Consider the following 21,563-nt stretch of genomic DNA (forward strand, 5'->3'; position numbering starts at 1 on the left):
GGAGGCCCAAAATCTCTTCAGGCGGCGCATTCCAACAAGAGCGTGCCGGCGGCGGTGTTTGAGATCGGGATGTGGTAGTTCCGGGTGATCTCCGTCACCTCATCCCCCAGCGCCCCGCGCATCATCATCCACATCAAAAACTCGGTGCCCTGCGCCCCCGCCTTTTCCACCAGTTCCATCCGGCTGATCTTCGTCAGCTCCTCCGGGTTGTTGACGATATTCTCAAGGCAATACTGGTCGAACTCCTTGTTGATGAAGCCCGCCCTCTCGCCGTCGAGCTGATGGCTCAACCCGCCGGTGCCGAGGATCACCACCTTGGCCTCTTCGGGGAAGCTCCGCAGCGCCTTGCCCAAAGCCTTGCCGAAATTCAGCGCGCGCTTCAGCGTCGGGATCGGGTGCTGCACCGTGTTGGCGCTGATCGGCACCGCGCGGGGCATGTCGGGGTTGTTCGGCGCGCCCGGCCAGAACAGCTGCATCGGCACCACGAAACCATGGTCCACCGCCAGCTCCTGGCAACTCGTGATGTCGAACTCATCCTCCACCATGCTCTCGATGATGTGCCAGCTCAGCTCCGGCGCGCCGGGGAAGGGCGGCAGCGAGGGCAGGCCCCAGCCTTCATCTTCATTCTGGTATTCATGCGCCGCGCCAATCGCGAAGGTCGGCATCCGGTCGAGGAAGAAGCCGAGGCCGTGGTCGTTGTAGATGTTCACCACGTAGTCCGGCTTATGTTCCTTTATCCAGGCGTGAACCTTGGGATAGCCGTCAAAGAACGGCTTCCAATAGGGGTCATCCTGCATCCCCTTGTCGATCGCGTTGCCCACGGCGGGGATGTGCGAGGTGGTGATGCCTCCGAGAATTTGTGCCATGTCTGCCTCCCTTATGCCTGGCTTGCGAGGAATTGCTGAAATTCCTCCCGCGTGCGCCCCGTCTGCATGCCGCCCACGTCCTGCACGCTCAGCTTGAAGATCCCGGCCAGCTTGGCGAGGTAGTAGATGTTTCCGCCTTCCTCGATCATCGCCAGGATGTCATTGTCGCGGATCGCTTGGCGCTGCTCTTCCCGCAGGCCATACTTCTCCATCCACGTCTCCGGGTCGGCCTTGAAGGCCTCGCGGTTCTCGGCGCGGTTGAAGTCGTAGCACATCTTGTTGAGCGCATAGCCCTTCATGGCCATCCGCCCGTCGAAGACCGTCGTGCCGGGGATGTCTATATGATAGTCGTGGCTGTGCTGCGCCATGCTGTCCTCCATTGTCCTGCTCGGGTATCACATGGCCCGCCCCGGCCCGAATTTGACCTGAATCAAGCCGAGGCCCCGGGCGGCACCCTTCGAATTGTGGAGACAGAAAATGAATGGCCGCCGCATGGCAGTGGCCCGCGCCCAAACGCAAACGGGCGCCGCAATGCGGCGCCCGTTATAGCGGAAATCAAGCGATCAGCGCGCCCAGTAGAGCCGCATCGGATTGTCGACCAAGAGCTTTTGCTGCTGTTCCGGCGTGCGCGCGATTTTGGGGATATAATCCACCAGCGCCCCGTCATCGGGCATGTGGCTCTTCATGTTCGGATGTGGCCAGTCGGTGCCCCATAGCACCCTGTCGGGGAAGCGCTCGACGATAGCCTGATAGAAGGGGATCACATCATCATAGGGCGGGCCTTGGGGGCTCAGCCGCTCGGGGCAGGTGACCTTGCTCCAGATGTTCTCGTTGCGCGCCATCAGGTCGATGAAGCGCCGAAAATCCGGGTGATCGACGCCCTTGCTCACATCGGGCCGCCCCATGTGATCGACCACAAGCACGGTGGGCAGGCGTTCGAGGAAGAGGATAAGCTCTTCCAGATCGGCGGCCTCGAAATACACCACGATATGCCAGCCCAGCTTGGCGATCCGCTCGGCGATGCCGATAAACACCTCCTTGGGCGTCGCATCCACCAGCCGTTTGACGAAGTTGAAGCGCACGCCGCGCACGCCGGCGGCATCCATCTCGGCCAGCTCTTCGTCGGTCACATCGGGGCCGACAGAGGCAATCCCGCGCGCGAGGTCTCCGGCGGCGCGGCAGGCATCCACCATTGCCCGGTTGTCCTTGCCGTGGCAGGTGGCCTGCACGATCACGTTGCGGCTGAACCCCAGATAATCGCGCAATTCAAAAAGCTTGTCCTTGCCCGCGTTGCAGGGCGTATATTTGCGCTCCGGCGCAAAGGGGAACTCGGGGGAGGGGCCGAACACGTGGCAATGCGCATCCACTGCCCCCTCGGGCAGCTTGAAATCGGGTTTCTTCGGGCTGGGGTGAAACTCCAGCCAATCCGCGTCCATCACCTGTGTCTCGCTCATGCGAAAACCTCCCCGTCCATCAATTTGCGCGCCGTCCGCAGGATCGCCGCCTCTGTCACTTCGCCGTTTTCCAGCGTTGCCACCACCGTCATCTCGCCGGTCGGATGCTCCACCGAAAGCGCCCGCTCGTCGCCCTCGCCGCGCTCTGCCAGGTCATAGACGGGCGAGCCCTCCGTCAGGCAGGCGGTTGCTACGCTCACCGCGCCGAGCACGCCGATTGTCTTGTGGCAGCGGTGCGGGATGAAGGTGCGGGTAGCGATCGCCCCCGCCTTCGGGGCGCTCACCATCGTCATCTTGGGCACCGACTTCTCGGCCACATCGCCAAGGTTCATCATCGGCCCCGCCTTCAGCCGGATCGCCTCCAGTTTCTTGCGCAGGCCCTCGTTGGCCTCAAGCTCTTCCGGCGTTTCCTCTCCGGTGATCCCCATGTCGGCGGCCCGCATCACCACGCAGGGCATCCCGTTGTCGATCAGGGTGCAGGCGACGCCCTCGATCTCGTCCATCGCATTGCCGGTTGGCAGCAGCGCCCCACAGCTCGATCCGGCGGTGTCCTTGAAGGCAATCGGCACGGCGGCGGAGCCACCGGGCACGCCGTCAATCTTGGCCTCGCCCACGTAGCTCACCTTGCCGCCCGGCGTGCTCACCCGCGCCACGGCCACTTGCCCGGTGTTCTCCATGAAGATCGTCACCGGTGTCTCGCCCTCCTGCGCCGCCACCAGCCCGCGCTCGATGGCGAAGGGGCCGACCCCGGCGAGGATGTTGCCGCAATTCTGTGCGTCGGTGACGATGGGCTGGTCGACGAAGACCTGAAGAAAGAGATAATCGACATCCACGCCGTCGCGCTCGGATTTGCGAACCACCGCAACCTTGGAGGTCAGCGGATCGGCCCCGCCCATCCCGTCAATCTGGCGAATGTCCGGCGAGCCCATGACCCGGAGCAAGAAGGCATCCCGCGCGTCGGGCAGATCATCGGCGAGGAAGTAGCCCCCCTTGGAGGTGCCGCCGCGCATCCACATGCATTTCACGCCGTCGCTCATCTGGCCTCTTTTCTGCATCCGCACAACGTGCGGTGCGGGTCATCATGTCTTTACGTTTCTGCACCTGCGATATGCACGGGTTGTGCATAGGATGTGCACGGGATGTGGCGGTGGTAAAGCGTTACCACGCGGCGCCGCAGAAAGCGCGGTGCTCAAACATATTTCAATCCGGCCTTCTCCAGCCGTTCGCGCATGTTGTAGATGTCGAGCCCCAGCTCGCCAGCCTCGAACTTCGCCCGCTTGGCCGCTTCGTTGGCCTCCCGTGCGCGCGCCTTTTCGAGCACCTCGGCGGCCTCTTCGCGGCGCACGACGACAACGCCATCATCATCGGCCACCAGCACGTCACCAGCGTTGACCAGCTCGTCGGCACAGACGACGGGCACGTTGACCGAGCCCAGCGTTTCCTTGATCGTGCCCTGCGCAAACACCGCCTTGGACCAGACCGGAAAACCCATTTCCGTCAGGTCTTTGATGTCGCGCACGCCCGCGTCGATCACCAGCCCCCGGCATCCCCGCGCCATAGCGGAGGTGGCCAGCAGGTCGCCGAAATAGCCCGCGTTGGAGGGGGTGATCGTGCCGAGGCACAGGATATCGCCCGGCTTGATCTGCTCGATGGCCACGTGGATCATCCAATTGTCGCAGGGCGGGGCGAGGATGGTCACGGCAGAGCCCGCCACCCGTGCGCCGCCGTAGATCGGCCGCATATGCGCCGCCAGCAGGCCCTTGCGGCCCTGCGCCTCATGCACCGTGGCCACGCCGCATTCGGCCAGCCCGTCGATCACGCTCTGCTCGGCCCTATCGACATTCTGAATGACGAGGCCCGTGGTTCCCGGTTGCACGCTCATTCCAGCTCATCCACGGTGCGCGGGAAGATCGACTGAAAGCCTTCCGCATATTTGCAGTTGCGCCCGCCGGCCATGCCGCCGGAGTTGCGGCGGAAGTGGTTGCCGCGGTTTTCTGCAACGTTTTCATAGAAGTGCCACAGGTGCTCCTGCCCCTGCATGCACTGGATCGCCGCCCATTTCTTGTCCCAGACATCGGTGATGTCGAGAAACACGTTGGGTTTCCACTCCATCTGCTCGGTCTGATGCGGCTCGAAGAGGTAAAGCTGCGGCGCCCCCAGCACCTTCTGCCCCGGGTTGTGCCCCCAGGCCTGCGCCACCATCCGCGCCTCAAGTGCAAAGTCGGTGGTGCGCATGTGGTCGGTGTTATAGGGATCCCATTTCGAGTGGGAAAACATGAAGTTAGGCTGCACTTCGCGGATGATGTCCACCATCTGCTCCAGCGTCTCGCGGCCCAGATCGAGCGGGTAATCGCCCCGATCAAGGAAGCGAATATCGGTCACGCCGAGCGCGGCAGCGGCCTTTTCGGCCTCGTCCTGCCGGGCGGCCTTCACCTTCTCCAGCGTCATGTCTTCCTGCTTCCACAGCTTGGCGCTTTCGCCGCGTTCACCATAACTTAAGCAGACGACGGTAACATCGTAGCCCTTGGACTGGTGCAGGGCGATGGCCCCGCCTGCGCGCCAGACAAAATCTGCCGAATGGGCGCTGATGACGAGGGCGGTTTTCTTGTCGCTCATGGGTCGCTTTCCTCCGCTTGCACGGCAGATCATAGCCGAGCCTTCCGCGCGGTCATACGCATTTGCGCTGTGGTGCGGAAATTCCAACCTTTGCGGCCCCAATTGATTTTTGCTATAGAGTGGCACCCTCACTCTCCGCAATCGGCGGTGCTGCCTTATGGAATTTCCGAACATCCGCCACCTTCAGGCCGTGGTTGAAACCGCCCGCCTGAAGCGCGTTGCCCTCGCCGCAGACGTGGTTCACCTGAGCCAACCTGCGGTGACCCATGCAATTGCGAAGATAGAGAAAAACCTAGGGGTAAAGCTCTTCGACCGGCGCCCGGACGGGATGTATTGCACCCAGGCGGGGCAGCTCTTTCAGGCGCGGGCCAAGCGGATGATCGAACTGCTGCGCGAGGGGGCTTCAGAGGCGGTGCGGCGTGCGAGCCGCGATGAGAAATCCGGCGGAGTCGGGCCGGTGCGCAAGGATTTTCATGGCGCGCTGACGCCGGTGCACCTGCGCACGCTCCTCGCTATGGCCAGTGCGGGCAACTACTCGCAGGCCGCCCGAGCGCTGGGCGTGTCGCAACCCTCCGTGCACCGGGCTGCGAAAGACCTGCAACGTCTCGCGGGCATTCGGCTCTTCGAATCCGATCGCCGCGGCGTGGCCCTGACACTCCCCGGAGAGCTATTGGCCCGGCAGGCCCGTTTGGCCGCGGCCGAATTGCGGCAGGCGGTGTATGAGATTGCCGAGGAGCAGGGCCGGGAGGCCACCACCATCGTGATCGGGGCCTTGCCGCTGGCCCGCTCGTCGATTTTGCCGCAAGTCATTGATGACGTTATAACTTCCGATCAGGGAGCGCCGCAGATACGCAGTGTGGAAGGCCCCTATCCCGAGTTGCTCCGCGCGCTGCGCTTTGGCGAGATCGACTTCATAATCGGCGCCTTGCGCGACCCGGCGCCTGCCGATGACGTCGTGCAGGAGCCGCTGTTTGATGATGCCCTCTCGGTCGTGGCCAGCCAAAACCATCCGCTTGCATCGAAACCGCAGGCCCTGCTCGCGGATGCGTTGGAATACCCGTGGATTGCCCCGCCCAAGGCCACGCCCGCCGGCTCTTATCTGTTTGATACGCTCAAGATCGACAGCCTGCCCGGCACGCCTGTCAAAATCGTGTCGTCCTCGCTTGTGCTGGTGCGCGGGCTGATGATGCGCGGGCCCTACCTCACCATCATGTCGCGCCGTCAGATCGAGATGGAGGAGGAGTTGGGGGTGCTCACCGCGCTGCCAATTCCGCTGGAGCGCAACGAGCGAAGCATTGGCCTGACTTTTCGCAAGGCATGGCATCCGACGCCCGCGCAGGGGAGGCTGCTGGTGCGGCTGCGCGAGGTGTGCTGTGCCCTATCCGATGGTTGAACTATCCAATAATTGAATGGCTTGTCCCGCCTTTCGATTTTTCGTTCCTCTGCAAAATTGGTAATCAGTTGCCCGTCACAGGGAGGTGGCGCAAATGTCTGATAATGAAGATCTTTCAAACCGTGTGGCAGTTGCCTTGCTTGGCTTCGGCGAGGCGGGGCAGGCCTTTGCCAAGGGCTGGGGAGCATCTGGCGCGCCTGCCGATCTCTTCGCTTTCGACATTAAAACAAATTCGCCCGAGACGTCTGAGGCCAAGTGGCAGGACTATCAGCGTTGCGGTGTGACGGGGCTTGAACGACTCACGTCTGCCAGTGCCGTGTTCTCGCTTGTCACCGCCGACCAGGCCGAGCGTGCGGCGCAGGATGCGGCTGAGGCATTGGTGCCGGGCACGATCTACTTTGATTGCAACTCCTGCGCGCCAGGGGCCAAACGCCGAAGCGCGGAAGCGCTGGAGGCGAAGGGCATTCGCTATGTCGATGTGGCCGTCATGGCCCCGGTTCACCCAAAGCTGCACCGCACCCCGCTGCTGATTTCCGGCCCGAACGCGCAGGAGGCCAAGACCCTGCTGGATACGCTGGATATGGCCGCGAAAGTTGCAGGGCCAGAGGTGGGAACGGCGAGCGCAACAAAGATGGTGCGCTCGGTTATGATCAAGGGAATCGAAGCCTTGACGCTGGAGTGCCTGCTTGCCGGTCGTCGCGCCGGGGTGGACGAGGCGGTTTTGGCCTCGCTCGATGCCTCCATGCCGGGCTGGAACTGGCCCGAGCGGGCGGCCTACAACATGGAGCGTGCCACCACGCACGGGCTGCGCCGTGCTGCCGAGATGCGTGAAGTGGTGACCACGGTTGAAGAGCTTGGATTGCCCTCCGACATGGCCCGCGCCATCGTGGAGTGGCAGCAAAGGGCAGGGGATATGCGGCTGGATCTTGCCGCTGGCCCCGAAGATTACGCCGGTCGCGCGGACCGGATCAGCAACGCCATGGCGGGCGCACACCGCGCTGCCGAATAGGGAGGATGCCATGTCTGACGACAAGGAATATGAAGATATCCCGGGGACTTACGTCTTCGACGCGGATCGCTCGCGGGAGGGGTATCACCTCAACCAGTTCTGTATCTCGCTGAGAACGCAGAAGGCGCGAGACGCATTCAAGTCGGACCCGGAAGAGTATCTGAGCCGCTTTCCGATGAGCGAAGATCAGAAGCAGGCCATCCGTGACCGGGCCTGGAACCGGCTGCTCGAACTGGGCGGCAACATCTATTACACCAGCAAGCTCGCGGCCTTCGACGGGATCACCTTTCAGGATCTGGCCGCAATGATGACGGGGGTCAGCCGGGATGAATACCGCGACATGATGCTCCACGGCGGCAGGCCCATCGAGGGCAACCGCAGCAAATCTGAATGGGAGAAGAAATAATGGCGCGGATTACCGCAGGCGTGGGATGCAGCCACGTGCCCGCCATCGGCGTGGCAATGGACACCGGCATCACCGAACAGCCCTATTGGAAGCCGCTCTTCGAAGGGTTCACCAAGAGCCGGGAGTGGATGAAGGAAAACAAGCCTGATGTGATTTTTCTCGTCTACAACGATCACTGCACGGCCTTTGACGCCTCCTGCATCCCGACTTTCGCGCTCGGCTGCGCGGCAGAGTACAAACCCGCCGACGAGGGCTGGGGGCCGCGCCCGGTGCCGGTGGTGAAGGGCCATCAGAAGCTGGCCTCCCATATTGCGCAAAGCGTAATTCTCGACGAGTTCGACCTGACCATCATGAATGAGATGGAGGTGGATCACGGGCTGACGGTGCCGATGTCTGTTATGTTCGGAGAGCATGGTGTGGACGACGAATGGCCCTGCCTCGTGGTGCCGCTGGCGGTGAACGTGGTGCAATATCCGGCCCCGACCGGGCGGCGCTGCTACAACCTCGGCAAGGCCATTCGTCGCGCCATCGACAGCTACCCCGAAGACCTCAACGTGATGATCTTCGGCACAGGCGGCATGAGCCACCAGTTGCAGGCGGAGCGGGCCGGGCTGATCAACCCCGAGTGGGACAACCGCTTTCTCGACTATATGGCGACCGACCCCGAGGCGGCGGCCAATATCACCCACCTCGAATACCTGCGTGAGACGGGCTCGGAAGGCATCGAAATGGTAATGTGGCTGGTCATGCGCGGGGCGCTGGACGAGAAGGTCACAGAGGTGCACCGGCACTATCACGTGCCCGCGTCCAACACGGCCGTTGGCCATATCATCTTGGAAAATCACGCTTAACTTCAGCGGAAGGAAAGACAATGCGCGTATGTGTAGCGGGGGCCTACGGGGCCTTCGGGATCAAACATCTGGACGCTCTGGCGGCCATTGACGATGTCGAGGTGACGTCGGTCATGGGGCCGACCAAGGCCAAGATCGAGGCACTGGCCGCCGAGCGCGGTATCCCCCATGCGGCGGATAATCTGGAAGAGTGCATCGCGCGGGATGACGTGGACGCGGTGATCCTCGCCACGCCGACGCAGGTGCATGTGGAGCAGGGCATCGCCTGCATGGAAGCCGGCAAGCATGTCCTTATCGAAATCCCGATGGCCGATTCCATCGAGGGTGCAGAGGCGCTGGTGGAAAAGCAGAAAGAAACCGGCGTTGTGGCCATGGCCGGGCAGGTGCGGCGCTTCAACCCGAGCCACCAGTGGATTCACAACAAAATCGAAGCGGGTGAGTTGAAGGTCCAGCAGATGGACGTGCAAACCTACTTCTTCCGCCGCTCCAACATGAACGCCAAGGGCGAGCCGAGGAGCTGGACGGATCACCTGCTGTGGCACCACGCCTGCCATACTGTGGACCTGTTCCAGTATCAGACCGGCGAGACCTGCTCAGAGGCCTTTGGCATTCAGGGGCCGCATCACCCGGAGCTTGGCATCGCCATGGATATGTCCATCGGGATGAAGGTGCCTTCCGGTGCGATTTGCACGCTGTCGCTGTCGTTCAACAACGACGGGCCGCTGGGCACCTTCTTCCGCTATATCTGCGACAACGGCACTTACATTGCGCGTTACGACGACCTGTTTGACGGCAAGGAAAACCCGATCGACCTGTCGGATGTGGCCGTGTCGAACAACGGGATCGAGCTGATCGACCGCGAGTTTTTTGCGGCGATCCGCGAGGGGCGCGAGCCCAACGGCTCGGTTGCGCAGACCCTCTCTGCAATGCAAACTCTGGACAAGATCGAAAAGTCTTTCCAGAGCTGATGTGCCAGAAAGATTGCGGGGCAGGGCGCTTGTGGCGCTCTGCCCCGTTTGCTGTCTGGCCTTAGGCGGTTTGCCTTAGTTGTCGTAGTAGCCAGATCCATAGGCGGAATAGGCCCCGTATTTTCCGCCGTAGCCGTAGCGCTTCATGCCCTTGGGGTTGATCTGCGAGAGCACGAGGCCGGTGACCTTTTGGTCCGACTGGCGGAAGAGCCTCAGCCCTTCTTTCACTTGCGCTTGGGATGTGGCGTCCCACTTCACCGTGAAGAGCACCGCATCGGAGTGCATGGCGATGATCCGGGCGTCAGGCACGATCAGCACCGGCGGGGTGTCGAGTATGATCGCATCATATTTTCCACGCAGATCCGCGATCAGGTCACGGAACTTGTCGGAGGTGAACAGGTCTGCCGCATTGGCGCTGGTCTGTTCGCCCGCGAGCAGATCAATGCCTGAGCCTTCGGTCTGGGTGATGACATCATCAAGCGACGCATCGCCGCTCAGTACGGAGACAAGGCCGCGTTTGGGCAGGTCGTCGAAATACTGCGAAAGCGTGCGGCGGCGAATGTCGCCTTCCATCAGCAGCACCTTCTTGCCCATGCCGATGAGGTTTTGGGCAATGGCGATGGAGTTGGTTGTCTTGCCTTCGCCGGGCAGGGCCGAGGTGGAAACAATGACCTTCGGCGGGTTGTCGACGTTGGACAACATCAGCGAGGTGCGCAGGTTTCGATAGGCCTCTGCGGTGTTGGAGGTGGGCTTGTCGCGCAGGTACTGGATTGTCTTGCGGCGGTTGCGGGCCGGGATGCGGGGGATCTGACCAATCACGTTGATGCCGGTTGCGGCTTCCAACTCGTCGGAGGTGCGGAAGCTGCTGTTGCGCGCCTCTTTCAACAGCACCAGCCCGGCGCCGATCATCAGGCCAAGCATCCCGGACATCGCGAGGATGAGCGAGCGCCGGGGTTCGGATGCGTTGATCGGGATGACGGCGTTTGAGAGAACGCGGCTATCGGCTTGCTGGATGCCCTGCTGCGCGGAGGTCTCCTTGAGCCGGCCCAGGAAGTATTCGTAAAGCGCGCGGCTTGCTTCAACCTCACGCTGAAGCTGCTGAAGCTCGACCAGATCGTCGCCCTGCTGGTCGATCCGTGTGCGCAGGTCGCTTTCGGATGTCCGCAGGCCCTCAAGCTGCTGGCTGGTGCGTGCCACGTCGAGCCTTGCGCGCTCTGCCAGCTGTGTGAAGCGGGTGTCGAAGGCCGTGGCCATGGCTGGCTCGTTTTGAGCGCGAGGCAGCATTCTGGTCAGCTGCATGTCATTGGCCGCCGCTGCTTGTTCTTCGCGCGTGCTCGCCGCTTCAAAAACCGCTAGGCGGGCCTTTTGCGTTTCCAGGTTGTCGGCTGTCTGGGTGACCCGATCACGGATCTCTTTCAGCTGCCGCTCCAGCGCCTGCAGCGCCTCAACCGAGACGAGATCATTGTCGGCGCTGAGTTCGGCAAGACGGCTTTCGCCCGATTCCAGTTCAACCCGCAATTCGCCGACCTGTTCGGTCAGCCAACTGGTGGCCTCCTGTGTCGCTTCAAACTTCACTTCAAGCTGGTTGAGAATGTAGAGTTCGGCGATCGTATCGGCGATCAGCGCGGCTTTTTCCGGCTCCAGCGACGTTACACGGATGTTGAAGACGAGGCTGTTGGGAACGGCAGCGACTGTCATGTTCTCGAGAACAGCATCGATAGCGTCGTTCCGTTGGCGCGCTACCGTAATTTCTTCGGGCAAAACTTGCTCGGCGGGCGCACCAAACAAAGCACTCTGAACCGAAGACTTAAGCTCTGACAGTGCGCTAGGATCGCGCAGGGCAGGATTGAACTCGGGATCCCCCGTCAGATCGAGCCGGTCGACGACCTTGCCGACCAAACCGCGGGATTTGAGCACTTCAGCTTCCGAATTCACGATTTGCGAGTCTGACGAGAGGCCCCCCATGACACTTTCGATATCTACGACCGAACGCTCCTGAGTTTCCAGGATCACCACGGAGGTTGCCGTGTACCTCGGCGTGGCGATGCCATAGGCGTAGTAGCCGCCGATAACGGTTGCTAGCACCGCGATAACCGCGATGATCCACTTTCCTCGCCAGAGCGTGCCCAGCAGTGCTCCGAGGTCGATGACATCGTCACCATCGCCGTGAACGGCGGGCTTAGCGTCCTGCACAGCTCCGCTACCAGAAATACTTGTCATTTGTTGCATTCAGTTACCCATACCCAGACGATAATTGGAGCATATGCCAATGCTCTGTGCAATTGCATCGGCGATCCGACGCTGACCCCAAGGATGCGCGCTCCATGCGACAACAGCAGGCTATTGTCGAGGCTTAGGCGGCGACTGCGCCCAAGAAATGCGCATATGCGCAAGCTTCCGCCAATTTTTGCGTGTTGAATGTGAAGTCCCTATTCTGCTTTGCAGCGAGGCATGTTAGGGAGGCCTCAGCAACGGAAGGAACCAGTTATGTCAGTACGCACACTCATCGCCGCTGCGGCTATTGCCGCCGTCACGGCCCCGGCCTTCGCCCAGACCGTTGAAGTCATCGACTGCGACGAACCGGCGAATCGTGAACTCGACGAATGCAAGCCCGAAGAGCTTGGCATTCCGAGCTCTGCGACCAACGCAGGCCCACTCGCTGCTCTACCTCTCGGCCTGCTCCTCCTCGGCGGACTTGGCGGTGGCGGTGGCGGCGGCACTACGGGTACGACCGGCACCACCGGAACGACCGGGACCAACTGATCCAGATCACCGGGCAGCTCAGGCGAGCTGCCCGGTATCGCTAAAAACGCGTTGAGTTTTCATCATTTCTTGGATGATGTTCGACGGACCTAAACCCGAAATTAATCTGCATACGCTCTTGTCCTCCCTGCAAAGGGTGGCCGCTGATCTGCGCATTCGCGTTTGGCTGGCGGCGAGGAAAAGGGTGTATCGCCATGGAATGGTCAATTCTCTCCGGTTTCCGGAGTGCTTTTCGTATGTTTAAACGTCAGTTGCGGGCAGTTGCGCTGACGGTGTGTGTCGGCATATCAACGCTGGCTCCCAGTTTCGCGCAGGCGCAGAGCGCGGGTGCTGTTATCGTCGGGAGTGATAGGGGCGGTTTTATTCGCGTCCGGCTAGCGGAGATTAAGGAACTGAAGGCAGAGAGGCGGCGCGTTGAGATTCGCGGCAAGGTCTGCTTTTCGACCTGCACTATGTACCTTGGCGTCGAGGATGTGTGCGTTTCTCCCATGACGACCTTCGGGTTCCATGGCCCGGCGATGGCTGTTGGGCGCATGTCGCCGGCGCAATTCGACTATGTCTCTCGTGTCATTGCCAGCCATTATCCGGAGCCGATTGCAAACTGGTATCTCGCCGAGGGTCGAACAAGAAAGTCAGGCCTTTACCGAATGAGCGGCCAGAATCTGATTCGGCTCGGTGTTCCGGCCTGCCCAACGCTCGCCTCAGGAAATCGTTGAATACCGGTAAAACGGATCAGGAGTGGCCATCGGAGTGGGTGGCTGCTCCTTTCCGTGTCGCTGCCGTACCTAACTTTGAGTTGGGTGGCAGTCTCTGCGCTGCAGCATTTATCGGCCCATTCCTGCTGATTTTGGCGGGGTTTTTCGCTCAGATTAAAGTCGATCTTTCGCCTGTCGCCTCAAATTTCACCAAAATGTCGTAGATTTTGCCGCATCCTTGGATTATGCCTCCGCTCGATACTGTAGTGCAGCGAAAGTAGAGGCCCTCGTGGCCTGTGGGGACTAGTCTCCAATCAGTCCGACGAGAATGCCACCACCGGGGGAATTAAAAAGTGAAGTACGTCAAGATGACGGGTGCCGAGCCTGTGGGTGTGATGTCGCGCCGAGATGCGGGTGTTGCGTGGTACCGTAAATTTGGCAAGCGGGCTTTCGATGTATCTCTCGCCTTGTTGCTCCTCCCTCTGGTGGCGCCTGTGCTTTTTGTTCTCTGGGCGCTCACACGCCTAGACGGCGGGCCAGGCTTTTATGTGCAGGAGCGGGTCGGCAAGGACGGCAAGCTGTTTGGCTGTCTGAAGATTCGTTCAATGGTCGTGGATGCTGACGAACGGCTTAGTGCGCTGTGCGCGAGCGATCCCGAGATTGCCCGGGAATGGCATGTGAATCAGAAGCTCGATAACGACCCTCGAATCACGGCCATTGGTCGTTTTGTCAGGGCGACGAGCCTGGATGAGTTGCCGCAGCTGCTGAACATCCTGAAGGGTGACATGAGCTTCGTGGGCCCGCGCCCCTTTACAGGGGATCAAGAAGCGCTGTACCGCAACGGGGGGGGCTCTGCCTACTTTCAGCTTCGACCGGGCATAACCGGGCCATGGCAGGTTTTCGGCCGGAGCCAGACGACCTTTCTGGATCGTGTCCGCTACGACGAAGCCTACTTTGGCTCTCTCTCCCTGTGGCGCGATCTGGTGCTGATCGTGCGGACTGCGGGCGTCGTATTTGCTTCGACGGGTAAGTGACGTTCTTCTTGAGAGCCTCTACTAATTGACCCTGCAGGGCTGCCGGCTTGGGTAGAAAAAACAAACCAGAATTTCCTCGCGGAGGTCTGAAGTGAAGATTACCCCGGTCATCCTCTGCGGAGGCTCTGGAACCCGGCTTTGGCCGCTGTCGCGCAAGTCCTATCCCAAGCAGTTCTCTGCGATCATCGACGGGGAGACGCTGTTTCAGCGGTCTGCGCGGCGCTTGAGCGGGCCCGAGTTTGCCGTGCCCATCGTGCTGACCGGGTCTGACTTTCGTTTCATCGTGACGGAGCAGCTCTTTCAGGCCGGGATAGAGCCCGGTGCTGTTATGATTGAGCCAGAGCCGCGCAACACGGCGCCAGCTGTTCTTGCTGCGGCGATCCACGCCATGGCCGACGACCCGGACGCGGTGCTGCTGGTCGCGCCCTCCGACCATCTCATTCCGGATACCGAAAGTTTCGTGGCCACAGTGCAGGCCGGGTTGCCGGCGGTGGCGGAGGGTCGCCTTGTAACGCTCGGCATCAAGCCGACCCATGCCGAAACGGCATATGGGTATCTGGAATTGGCTGCGTCGCCTCAGGCTGAGCCGGCCCCGATTGTGCTGAAGCAGTTCGTTGAAAAGCCCGATGCAGCGCGTGCGGCCGAGCTGTTGGCGGCAGGCAACTTCCTGTGGAATGCCGGTATTTTCCTGTTCCGGGCCGCAGATATGGTGAAGGCCTTCGAGGCGCATGCCCCAACGCTGCTTGCCCCGGTTCGGGCCTCAGTTGAGCGGGCTCAACCTGACCTTGGATTTCTGCGGCTTGATCCGGACTCTTGGGCCGCGGTGGAAGATATCTCTATCGACTACGCCGTTATGGAGCGCGCCGACAACCTTTCGGTTGTTCCTTTCGATGGGGCTTGGTCTGACCTTGGGGGCTGGGATGCTGTCTGGCGTGAAACCGAACCTGACGAGCGCGGTGTGGTTGCGCGCGGCAGCGCGACAGCAATCGACTGTGACGACACCTTGCTCCGCTCTGATAGCGACCGGCTGGAGCTGGTGGGGATCGGCTTGAAGAACGTGATGGCCATCGCCATGAATGATGCCGTGCTGGTGGCAGACACTTCTCGCGCGCAAGACGTGAAGCTGGCCGTGACGGCGCTGAAAAAGAAGCAGGCACCGCAGGCGACAACCTTCCCGAAAGATCACCGCCCGTGGGGGTGGTTTGAGAGCCTCGTTGTTGGGGATCGCTTTCAAGTGAAGCGCATTCTGGTTCACCCGGGTGCATCGCTGTCGCTGCAAAGTCACTTTCATCGCTCTGAGCATTGGATCGTTGTCGAAGGCACCGCGAAGGTGACGATTGATGACGAGGTAAAGCTGGTGACTGAAAACGAGTCTGTCTATATTCCGCTCGGCTCGAAGCACCGGATGGAGAACCCGGGAAAGGTGCCAATGGTGCTGATCGAGGTGCAGACGGGCACCTATGTTGGAGAAGATGACATCGTGCGTTACGAGGACGTTTACGCGCGGGGGCAGGGGGCGAAAGGGTAATTTGCCGCCCTGTCGGCGGGATCACGCCTGTTGGGCTTTCTGCGCAGAGGCATCCGTAAAAGAGGTGGCAGAGCCACGGTATTTGCGGCAAAAGAGACGCGCTCGGACATTGGCCACGCGCCTCGTTCTGCGCAGGCCGCCGTAGAGGTGGCACGGGATGATTGGGGTGAAGTTACCGGAGATGTGGGTGCGAGCTACGACTAGAATTTTAGGCGTGGCCGCTTTGCTTTCTGCCCATTGCGCACCGCAGGCCAAAGCGGAGCAACTCTCGTTCTTTGGCACGCCCGGTCTGGTGGATATGCCAACGGCAGGCGCCCTGGGCGACGGGAACCTTGCCCTGACGACCGCCAACTACGGGCCGATCTGGCGAAATACGGTCGCCTTTCAGGTAACTCCGCGTATCACTGGTGCATTTCGATACTCGGCACAGGGGTACCTGGTAAACCCGAACACTTTGTTCTACGATCGTAGCTTCGATTTGCACTTTCTCTTGCGCGAGGAGAGTGGTGTTTGGCCCGCCATCGCGCTTGGTCTCCGCGATTTTGGCGGAACCGGCATTTATAGTGGCGAGTATATCGTTGCCAGCAAGTATGTAACGCCGAGGCTTCAGTTCACGGGCGGCTTGGGGTGGGGCCGGTTTGCAGGCCGTGGCGGATACGCGAACCCCTTGGGCGTTCTTGATGATCGCTTTGAGACCCGCCCCAATCGGGACACGCGGACCGGGGAGTTTGGCTTTGACCAGTGGTTTCGGGGGGACGCTGCCCTGTTCGGGGGCATCAAATGGCACGCCACCGACAGGCTGACATTTGTTGCCGAGTACTCCAGCGACACTTACCGGCGCGAGAGCCGCATCTCCATTGATCCGCAGTCGTCGCCCTACAACTTCGGCGTCAGCTACAAGTTTCGCAATGGTCTCGATTTTGGTGCCTACTATCTCTACGGAAACGAAGTTGGCTTCCGCTTCTCTTATGTGATCGACCCCGCCAACCCACGCGCGCCGGGGGGGCAGGAGACCGCGCCGCCAGCGCTTTTGCCTCGCTCCAGCGTGGCTGCGAAGAGCTGGAACCTTGCAGATCCGGCCAAGCGGGTCGCCTCGTCGCGTGACACGTTGCAGGCCCGTCTGTCGGAGCAAGGCCTGCGGCTTGTGGGCTATTGGCTGGATGGTGGCGCGGCGAAGGTGCAGATCGAGAACCAACGCTTTGACGCCACTGCGCAGGCCGCCGGGCGCACGGCCCGGGTCATGGCCAACACGCTTGCCCCCGGCATCGAACGCTTTGAGGTGACCTTTGTGGAAGGCGGCATGGCGCAAACCACTGTTGCCGTGAACAGAACCGATTTGGAAGAGCTGGAGAACCACCTTGAAGGCGAATGGCACAGTCTTGCGAGGGCTGATATTTCGGATGCATTCGGCGTCGGAAAGCCGGCAGGGGTGGCGGGAACCTATCCGCGCTTTTCTTGGGGAATTTCGCCCTACACGGCGTTTTCGCTTTTCGATCCTGACGAGCCGCTGCGTTATGAGCTCGGGGTCCAGCTCAACGCCGCGTGGGAGCCGAGCCCGGGGCTGATCTTCTCTGGTCAGCTGCGCAAGCCGTTCACCAGCACCATCGACGATGCAACCCGCAAATCCGACAGTGTGCTTCCGCACGTCCGCTCTGACTCGGTGCTTTATGCACAGCAATCCGACTTCGAGATTTCTCATCTGACCGCGGAGTATTTCTTTCGCCCGCGCGAAGACATGTTTGGACGGCTGACCTTTGGCTACCTCGAGCCGATGTTTGGCGGTGTCTCTGCGGAGTTGCTCTGGTATCCGCTCAACAGCCGCCTCGCCCTTGGGGCCGAGCTGAACTACGCGGTGCAACGCGACTTTGATCAGCTGTTCGGCTTTCAGGATTATGACGTCGTGACAGGCCACGTTTCGGCCTATTACGATTTGGGGCGCGGCTTCCATGGTCAGCTCGATGTCGGCCGTTACCTCGCAGGCGATTGGGGCGCCACGATAACGCTTGATCGCCGTTTCAAGAATGGCTTCAAGATCGGTGCCTTCGCCACCTTTACTGACGTTTCCTACGATGATTTCGGTGAAGGGTCGTTTGACAAGGGCCTGTTCGTCGAGGTGCCGATGTCGTGGATACTGGGCCAGCCCAATCGCAGCAGCATCGGCCAGACAATTCGCCCGATCGTGCGGGATGGCGGCGCGCGGCTTTCGGTCCGCAACCGTCTCTACGGCGTTGTTGAACCCTATCGCGGGCGTGAGATTGCCGACAGTTGGGGGAAGTACCTGCGATGAAGCCTGCGCTTGCCTTGCTTTCAACGCTTGTTCTCGCGGCCTGTGGCGGGCTCGGTGTTGGGAGTGACAGCCCTCCCTCGCCCAACCAGCTTCGCACCGCGTCGGTGGCTCGTTTTGCGCAATTGCTAGAGGCGGGCACCCCGGCGATTCAGGTGGCCGTGGAGAAGGACGAGAGCTCTACGATCGTGCTCCGCGAAGTCAGCCGTGACGGGGTGGAGAGTTATGTTAGTACGGATGGGGTTTCGCTAAAGCTGCGGCGTGGGTTTCTTGTTGGAACGGCGGGCTTTGGCGGCGATATGACCGGCTCCAATGTGGACGATAGCATGGCCGCCGTCTTCGGCAGGCGCGCTGGCGTGACGGAGCGGTTTCATACCTTTTTGAATGGCGAAAACGAGGCGGTGACACGCGGTTATGTCTGCGTTGTATCCAGCCGAGGGGCGCGCCAGATTCAGGTTGGCACGCGCGACAGCCAGCTGCGCAGTGTGAACACCACCCTGTTCGAAGAAGCCTGTAAAAGCCTGGATCAAGAATACACCAATCTCTACTGGCTTGCCGCCGGGTCTGGCCGAATGGTGCAATCGCGCCAATGGGCGGGCGATTTCACCGGTCCGCTGGTGATGCGCGTGGTGATGGAGTAAGCGTTGAGAGAAGTCGAGGGACCAAGAATAATGCAAAAACTGGCACTGATCTGCCTTGTGGCCAGCCTTGCCGCATGTGGTGCAGCCTACCAAAGCCCAAAGGTGCGGAGCGGCGCGAGCGATGGCACGCGTGTGCGGGTTGTGCCGGTCAACGCGGAGACGACGCTTCTCGCCAATCGCGGGGCTTACCGGCCCAAAACCCTGCCCGCCATCTTCTCGGCCAACGCCGGAACGGGCGGTGGGCTGCGTGGCGGTGGAGCCGTGCCGGATGCGGTGGTGGAGCCCACAACGCGGCCCGGAAGCCTGCAAACCCGCCTGCCGCCACCGGCACAACCCGGCCCATACACCATCGGCGTGGGCGATGTGCTGCTTTTGGCAACACCGCAAGGGGGCGGAACGGTTGAAGAGCTCTCTGGCCTTCTGGCGGCGCAGAACTCCCGCCAAGGCTATACGGTGCAAGATGACGGCTCGATCAACGTGCCCAATGTCGGCCGCGTGCGGATTGCAGGGATGACGGTGGAAGAGGCCGAGGCGGCTATGTTCCAACGGTTGGTTGAAACCCAGATCGACCCGACTTTCTCGCTTGAGATCGCCGAATTCAATTCTCAGAAGGTGTCGGTCGGTGGCGCAGTTGCAAACCCGGCTGTCGCTCCGGTGACGCTGACACCGCTCTACCTTGATCAGGTGCTTGCTGCCGCTGGCGGTGTGACGGCCAAGGACGATGACTACGCGTCGATCCGCATTTACCGCGACGGCACGCTTTACCAGATTCCGCTGCGTGAATTTTATGCCCGCTCCGGCCTGAAGCGCATCCGTCTGATCGACGGGGATTCGGTGTTTGTTGATACCGAGTTTGAGCTCGACAGGGCGCAGGCTTACTTTGAGCAGCAGATCACCCTTGCCGGCTTCCGCAGCCAGCAGCGCCGTGACGCGTTGAGCGAGCTTTCCACCGAAATCTCGATCCGCAGGAATGCGCTGAACGAAGCGCGGCAGAACTATCTGACCCGTACCGAGTTGGGCGCGGTTGACCGAGACTATGTGTACATCACCGGCGAAGTCGCCAAACAGGCGCGCTTCGCGCTGCCGTTTGAGCAGCAGGCCAGCTTGGCCGATGCCCTCTTTGAAGGCGGCGGGGGCATCCCAACGGACACCGGCAATGTGAAAGAAATCTACGTGCTGCGGGCATCGGCGGACCCGCGCGAGTTTGGTGCGGTAACAGCTTGGCATCTCGACGCGCGCAATGCAGCCAACTTTACGCTGGCCGCCAAGTTCCAGTTGCGCCCCGATGACGTGATCTTCGTTGCCGAGCAGCCGGTTACGCGTTGGAACCGTGTTGTGCGCCAGATCACGCCGTCTCTTATCACAACGGGTGCGCGGGCCGTGGCCAACTGAGCCACGGGCGCGAGGGCTGCCACCAGCAAACCCCGGCTCATCATTTCCGAAGTAGGGGAGTGGTGGGCGACCCTGGAATCGAACCAGGCATGGGTCTCCCCGGCGGAGTTACAGTCCGCTGCCGCACCTTGCAGCTCGTCGCCCAACGCTGGAGCGGAATACAAAGCCCGCCCCGGGGCGTCAAGGCGAAAAACCTTGCGATTTGCCCACAGCATCCCCATGCAGGGGCGCGACATCAGGAGAGGTGTGGACGTGGCAAAAAAACCGACGTGGGTGGTCGATAAAGAGCGCGCAAAGCGAGCAAGCGCGGCGGAGACCTTGTGGCTCTTCGGGCTGCATGCCGTGCGCGATGCGCTCGCAAATCCGGCACGCGAAAAGCTGCGGCTGGTGCTGACGCGCAATGCCGCCGACCGGCTGGGAGAGGCCTGCTGGCAGGATGCGGGAATTGAGCCCGAACTCGCCGATCCGCGCCGGTTTCCGGTGCCGCTTGATCCGGGCTCGGTGCATCAGGGCGCCGCGCTTGAGGTGAAGCCGCTGGATTGGGGCAGCGTGGAGAGCCGGTGCATTGCCGGGCCGGGCCGCCCACTTGTGGTGCTGCTTGATAGGGTGACCGACCCACATAATGTTGGCGCGATCCTCAGATCTGCCGAGGTGTTCGGGGCGCGTGCGGTGGTGGCAACGGCGCGCCATTCGGCCCCCGAAACCGGGGCTCTCGCCAAGACGGCCTCCGGCGCGCTTGAGCGGCAGCCCTACCTGCGGGTGCGCAATCTTGCCGATACGATGGAAGAGCTGCGTGCTGCTGGCTTCACCATTCTCGGGCTTGCGGGCGAGGCCGACAGTGAACTGGAGCCCGCCCTTGAGGCGCTGCCCGAGGGGCAGGCCGTTGCGTTGGTTTTGGGGGCTGAAGGCCCGGGCCTGCGCGAGCGCACGCGCGATACCTGCGACCAGCTTGTGAAGATCCCCTTTGCAGGTGAGTTCGGCTCGCTCAATGTTTCCAACGCTGCAGCGGTTTCTCTCTATGCCGCGGCGCGAAAGTTTTCATGATATCACCTTTGCGCGAAGGGGCTGGCCAAGGTGGAGGGTGCGGCCCCATCCTCTGAGCACACCAAGGAGGATGCCCATGCTCACCCGCCGCCTGTTGCTCGCCTCGGCTCTTGCCTGCCTCGCCATGCCTGCGCTTGCCGAAGAGCCGCCGATTTTTGCCACCTCATCGCTTGCGATTCAGGGATACGACCCGGTTGCCTACTTCAAAGAGGGCAAACCCGTGGAGGGAACGGCGGCGCATCAGCTCATGTGGATGGGCGCAACCTGGCGCTTTGCGAGCACGGCGAATCGCGATGCTTTTGAGCGGGAGCCGCAGCGCTATGCGCCGCAATATGGAGGCTATTGCGCCTATGCAGCCTCGCAAGGCTATGTTGCCCCAACAGACCCATCGGCCTTTACGGTTCATGAAGGCAAGCTCTACCTGAACTACTCCAAATCCGTGCGCGGCTTATGGGAGCGGGATATCCCGGGCCATGTTTCGGCGGCAGATGCCAACTGGCCCAAGCCGCTGAAAAAATAGTGTTGAACCTGCCCGGCAGCGCGTCAGGATCACCTCGCGGCCGTTAACCTCGCGTTCACAGGTATATTACATGCTCTTGGAAAGATCGTTCTCGTGACT

The 21,563-nt window shown here is 61.4% G+C and carries 21 protein-coding genes and 1 tRNA gene; 14 read left to right on the forward strand and 8 right to left on the reverse strand.

From position 1 onward, the window contains the following. Positions 1 to 17 precede the first annotated feature (17 nt). The 6 genes from ACXAG6_RS09085 to ACXAG6_RS09110 form a co-directional block, all read right to left on the reverse strand. A complete protein-coding gene (locus tag ACXAG6_RS09085; RefSeq protein ID WP_475337112.1) occupies positions 18 to 866 on the reverse strand; it encodes a class III extradiol dioxygenase family protein in 849 nt (282 codons plus the stop codon). An 11-nt stretch (positions 867 to 877) separates the two neighbouring features. Continuing rightward, on the reverse strand, positions 878 to 1,234 hold the full coding sequence (locus ACXAG6_RS09090) for a protocatechuate 4,5-dioxygenase subunit alpha (protein ID WP_475337114.1): 357 nt from the start codon (positions 1,232 to 1,234) through the stop codon (positions 878 to 880). A gap of 195 nt (positions 1,235 to 1,429) precedes the next feature. Beyond that, the gene (locus ACXAG6_RS09095; RefSeq protein ID WP_475337115.1) at positions 1,430 to 2,320 is read right to left on the reverse strand and encodes an amidohydrolase family protein; all 891 of its coding nucleotides are present in this window, start codon (positions 2,318 to 2,320) and stop codon (positions 1,430 to 1,432) included. Beyond that, positions 2,317 to 3,357, reverse strand: a complete 1,041-nt coding sequence (locus tag ACXAG6_RS09100) for a 4-oxalomesaconate tautomerase (protein WP_475337117.1) — start codon at positions 3,355 to 3,357, stop codon at positions 2,317 to 2,319. Before ACXAG6_RS09100 ends, ACXAG6_RS09095 begins: the two co-directional genes overlap by 4 nt. Positions 3,358 to 3,509: 152 nt before the next feature. Then, positions 3,510 to 4,202, reverse strand: coding sequence for a 4-carboxy-4-hydroxy-2-oxoadipate aldolase/oxaloacetate decarboxylase (ligK, locus tag ACXAG6_RS09105; RefSeq protein WP_475337118.1), 693 nt, complete (start codon positions 4,200 to 4,202; stop codon positions 3,510 to 3,512). After that, complete coding sequence (locus ACXAG6_RS09110; protein WP_475337119.1) at positions 4,199 to 4,936, reverse strand: PIG-L deacetylase family protein; 738 nt, start codon at positions 4,934 to 4,936, stop codon at positions 4,199 to 4,201. Before ACXAG6_RS09110 ends, ligK begins: the two co-directional genes overlap by 4 nt. Positions 4,937 to 5,093: 157 nt before the next feature. On the opposite strand from ACXAG6_RS09110, the gene ACXAG6_RS09115 reads away from it, so the two are divergent. The 5 genes from ACXAG6_RS09115 to ACXAG6_RS09135 all read left to right on the forward strand — a co-directional run bounded on the left by ACXAG6_RS09115 (position 5,094) and on the right by ACXAG6_RS09135 (position 9,563). Further along, a complete protein-coding gene (locus tag ACXAG6_RS09115) occupies positions 5,094 to 6,329 on the forward strand; it encodes a LysR family transcriptional regulator (RefSeq protein WP_475337120.1) in 1,236 nt (411 codons plus the stop codon). A gap of 94 nt (positions 6,330 to 6,423) precedes the next feature. Beyond that, entirely contained in the window at positions 6,424 to 7,338 is a 915-nt protein-coding gene (locus ACXAG6_RS09120) for an NAD(P)-dependent oxidoreductase (RefSeq protein WP_475337122.1), read from the forward strand. 10 nt (positions 7,339 to 7,348) lie between these two features. Then, positions 7,349 to 7,744: a protocatechuate 4,5-dioxygenase subunit alpha gene (gene ligA / locus ACXAG6_RS09125; protein WP_140013607.1), complete on the forward strand. Its 396-nt coding sequence runs from the start codon at positions 7,349 to 7,351 to the stop codon at positions 7,742 to 7,744. Next, on the forward strand, positions 7,744 to 8,595 hold the full coding sequence (locus tag ACXAG6_RS09130) for a class III extradiol dioxygenase subunit beta (protein WP_140013608.1): 852 nt from the start codon (positions 7,744 to 7,746) through the stop codon (positions 8,593 to 8,595). Before ligA ends, ACXAG6_RS09130 begins: the two co-directional genes overlap by 1 nt. A 20-nt stretch (positions 8,596 to 8,615) precedes the next feature. Continuing rightward, positions 8,616 to 9,563, forward strand: a complete 948-nt coding sequence (locus ACXAG6_RS09135; RefSeq protein ID WP_475337123.1) for a Gfo/Idh/MocA family oxidoreductase — start codon at positions 8,616 to 8,618, stop codon at positions 9,561 to 9,563. Between the two features lie 75 nt (positions 9,564 to 9,638). Here the strand turns inward: ACXAG6_RS09135 and ACXAG6_RS09140 are convergent, their stop codons facing one another. Further along, complete coding sequence (locus tag ACXAG6_RS09140) at positions 9,639 to 11,756, reverse strand: polysaccharide biosynthesis tyrosine autokinase (RefSeq protein WP_475337125.1); 2,118 nt, start codon at positions 11,754 to 11,756, stop codon at positions 9,639 to 9,641. 294 nt (positions 11,757 to 12,050) lie between these two features. On the opposite strand from ACXAG6_RS09140, the gene ACXAG6_RS09145 reads away from it, so the two are divergent. The 7 genes from ACXAG6_RS09145 to ACXAG6_RS09175 all read left to right on the forward strand — a co-directional run bounded on the left by ACXAG6_RS09145 (position 12,051) and on the right by ACXAG6_RS09175 (position 19,900). After that, the gene (locus tag ACXAG6_RS09145) at positions 12,051 to 12,326 is read left to right on the forward strand and encodes a hypothetical protein (protein ID WP_475337126.1); all 276 of its coding nucleotides are present in this window, start codon (positions 12,051 to 12,053) and stop codon (positions 12,324 to 12,326) included. Positions 12,327 to 12,520: 194 nt separating this feature from the next. Next, complete coding sequence (locus tag ACXAG6_RS09150) at positions 12,521 to 13,042, forward strand: hypothetical protein (RefSeq protein ID WP_475337128.1); 522 nt, start codon at positions 12,521 to 12,523, stop codon at positions 13,040 to 13,042. Between the two features lie 332 nt (positions 13,043 to 13,374). Further along, positions 13,375 to 14,055, forward strand: coding sequence for a sugar transferase (locus tag ACXAG6_RS09155; RefSeq protein WP_475337129.1), 681 nt, complete (start codon positions 13,375 to 13,377; stop codon positions 14,053 to 14,055). A gap of 91 nt (positions 14,056 to 14,146) precedes the next feature. Continuing rightward, a complete protein-coding gene (locus tag ACXAG6_RS09160) occupies positions 14,147 to 15,583 on the forward strand; it encodes a mannose-1-phosphate guanylyltransferase/mannose-6-phosphate isomerase (protein ID WP_475337130.1) in 1,437 nt (478 codons plus the stop codon). Positions 15,584 to 15,797: 214 nt separating this feature from the next. After that, complete coding sequence (locus ACXAG6_RS09165; protein ID WP_475337131.1) at positions 15,798 to 17,870, forward strand: YjbH domain-containing protein; 2,073 nt, start codon at positions 15,798 to 15,800, stop codon at positions 17,868 to 17,870. Next, positions 17,867 to 18,508 (forward strand): YjbF family lipoprotein, encoded by a 642-nt coding sequence (locus ACXAG6_RS09170; protein ID WP_475337132.1) that lies wholly within the window; start codon positions 17,867 to 17,869, stop codon positions 18,506 to 18,508. Before ACXAG6_RS09165 ends, ACXAG6_RS09170 begins: the two co-directional genes overlap by 4 nt. 30 nt (positions 18,509 to 18,538) lie before the next feature. Continuing rightward, positions 18,539 to 19,900, forward strand: a complete 1,362-nt coding sequence (locus ACXAG6_RS09175; RefSeq protein WP_475337134.1) for a polysaccharide biosynthesis/export family protein — start codon at positions 18,539 to 18,541, stop codon at positions 19,898 to 19,900. A gap of 60 nt (positions 19,901 to 19,960) precedes the next feature. On the opposite strand, the gene ACXAG6_RS09180 is transcribed toward ACXAG6_RS09175, so the two are convergent. Continuing rightward, a tRNA-Tyr gene (locus ACXAG6_RS09180) sits at positions 19,961 to 20,044 on the reverse strand. Positions 20,045 to 20,119: 75 nt separating this feature from the next. Between ACXAG6_RS09180 and rlmB the strand changes: the two genes are divergently transcribed. Both rlmB and ACXAG6_RS09190 read left to right on the forward strand, forming a co-directional pair. Next, complete coding sequence (gene rlmB / locus ACXAG6_RS09185) at positions 20,120 to 20,944, forward strand: 23S rRNA (guanosine(2251)-2'-O)-methyltransferase RlmB (RefSeq protein ID WP_475337945.1); 825 nt, start codon at positions 20,120 to 20,122, stop codon at positions 20,942 to 20,944. A 76-nt stretch (positions 20,945 to 21,020) separates the two neighbouring features. Then, complete coding sequence (locus ACXAG6_RS09190) at positions 21,021 to 21,464, forward strand: YHS domain-containing (seleno)protein (protein ID WP_475337135.1); 444 nt, start codon at positions 21,021 to 21,023, stop codon at positions 21,462 to 21,464. Positions 21,465 to 21,563: the final 99 nt, after the last annotated feature.

The sequence above is a fragment of the Vannielia sp. ABF1_015 genome (assembly GCF_056160745.1).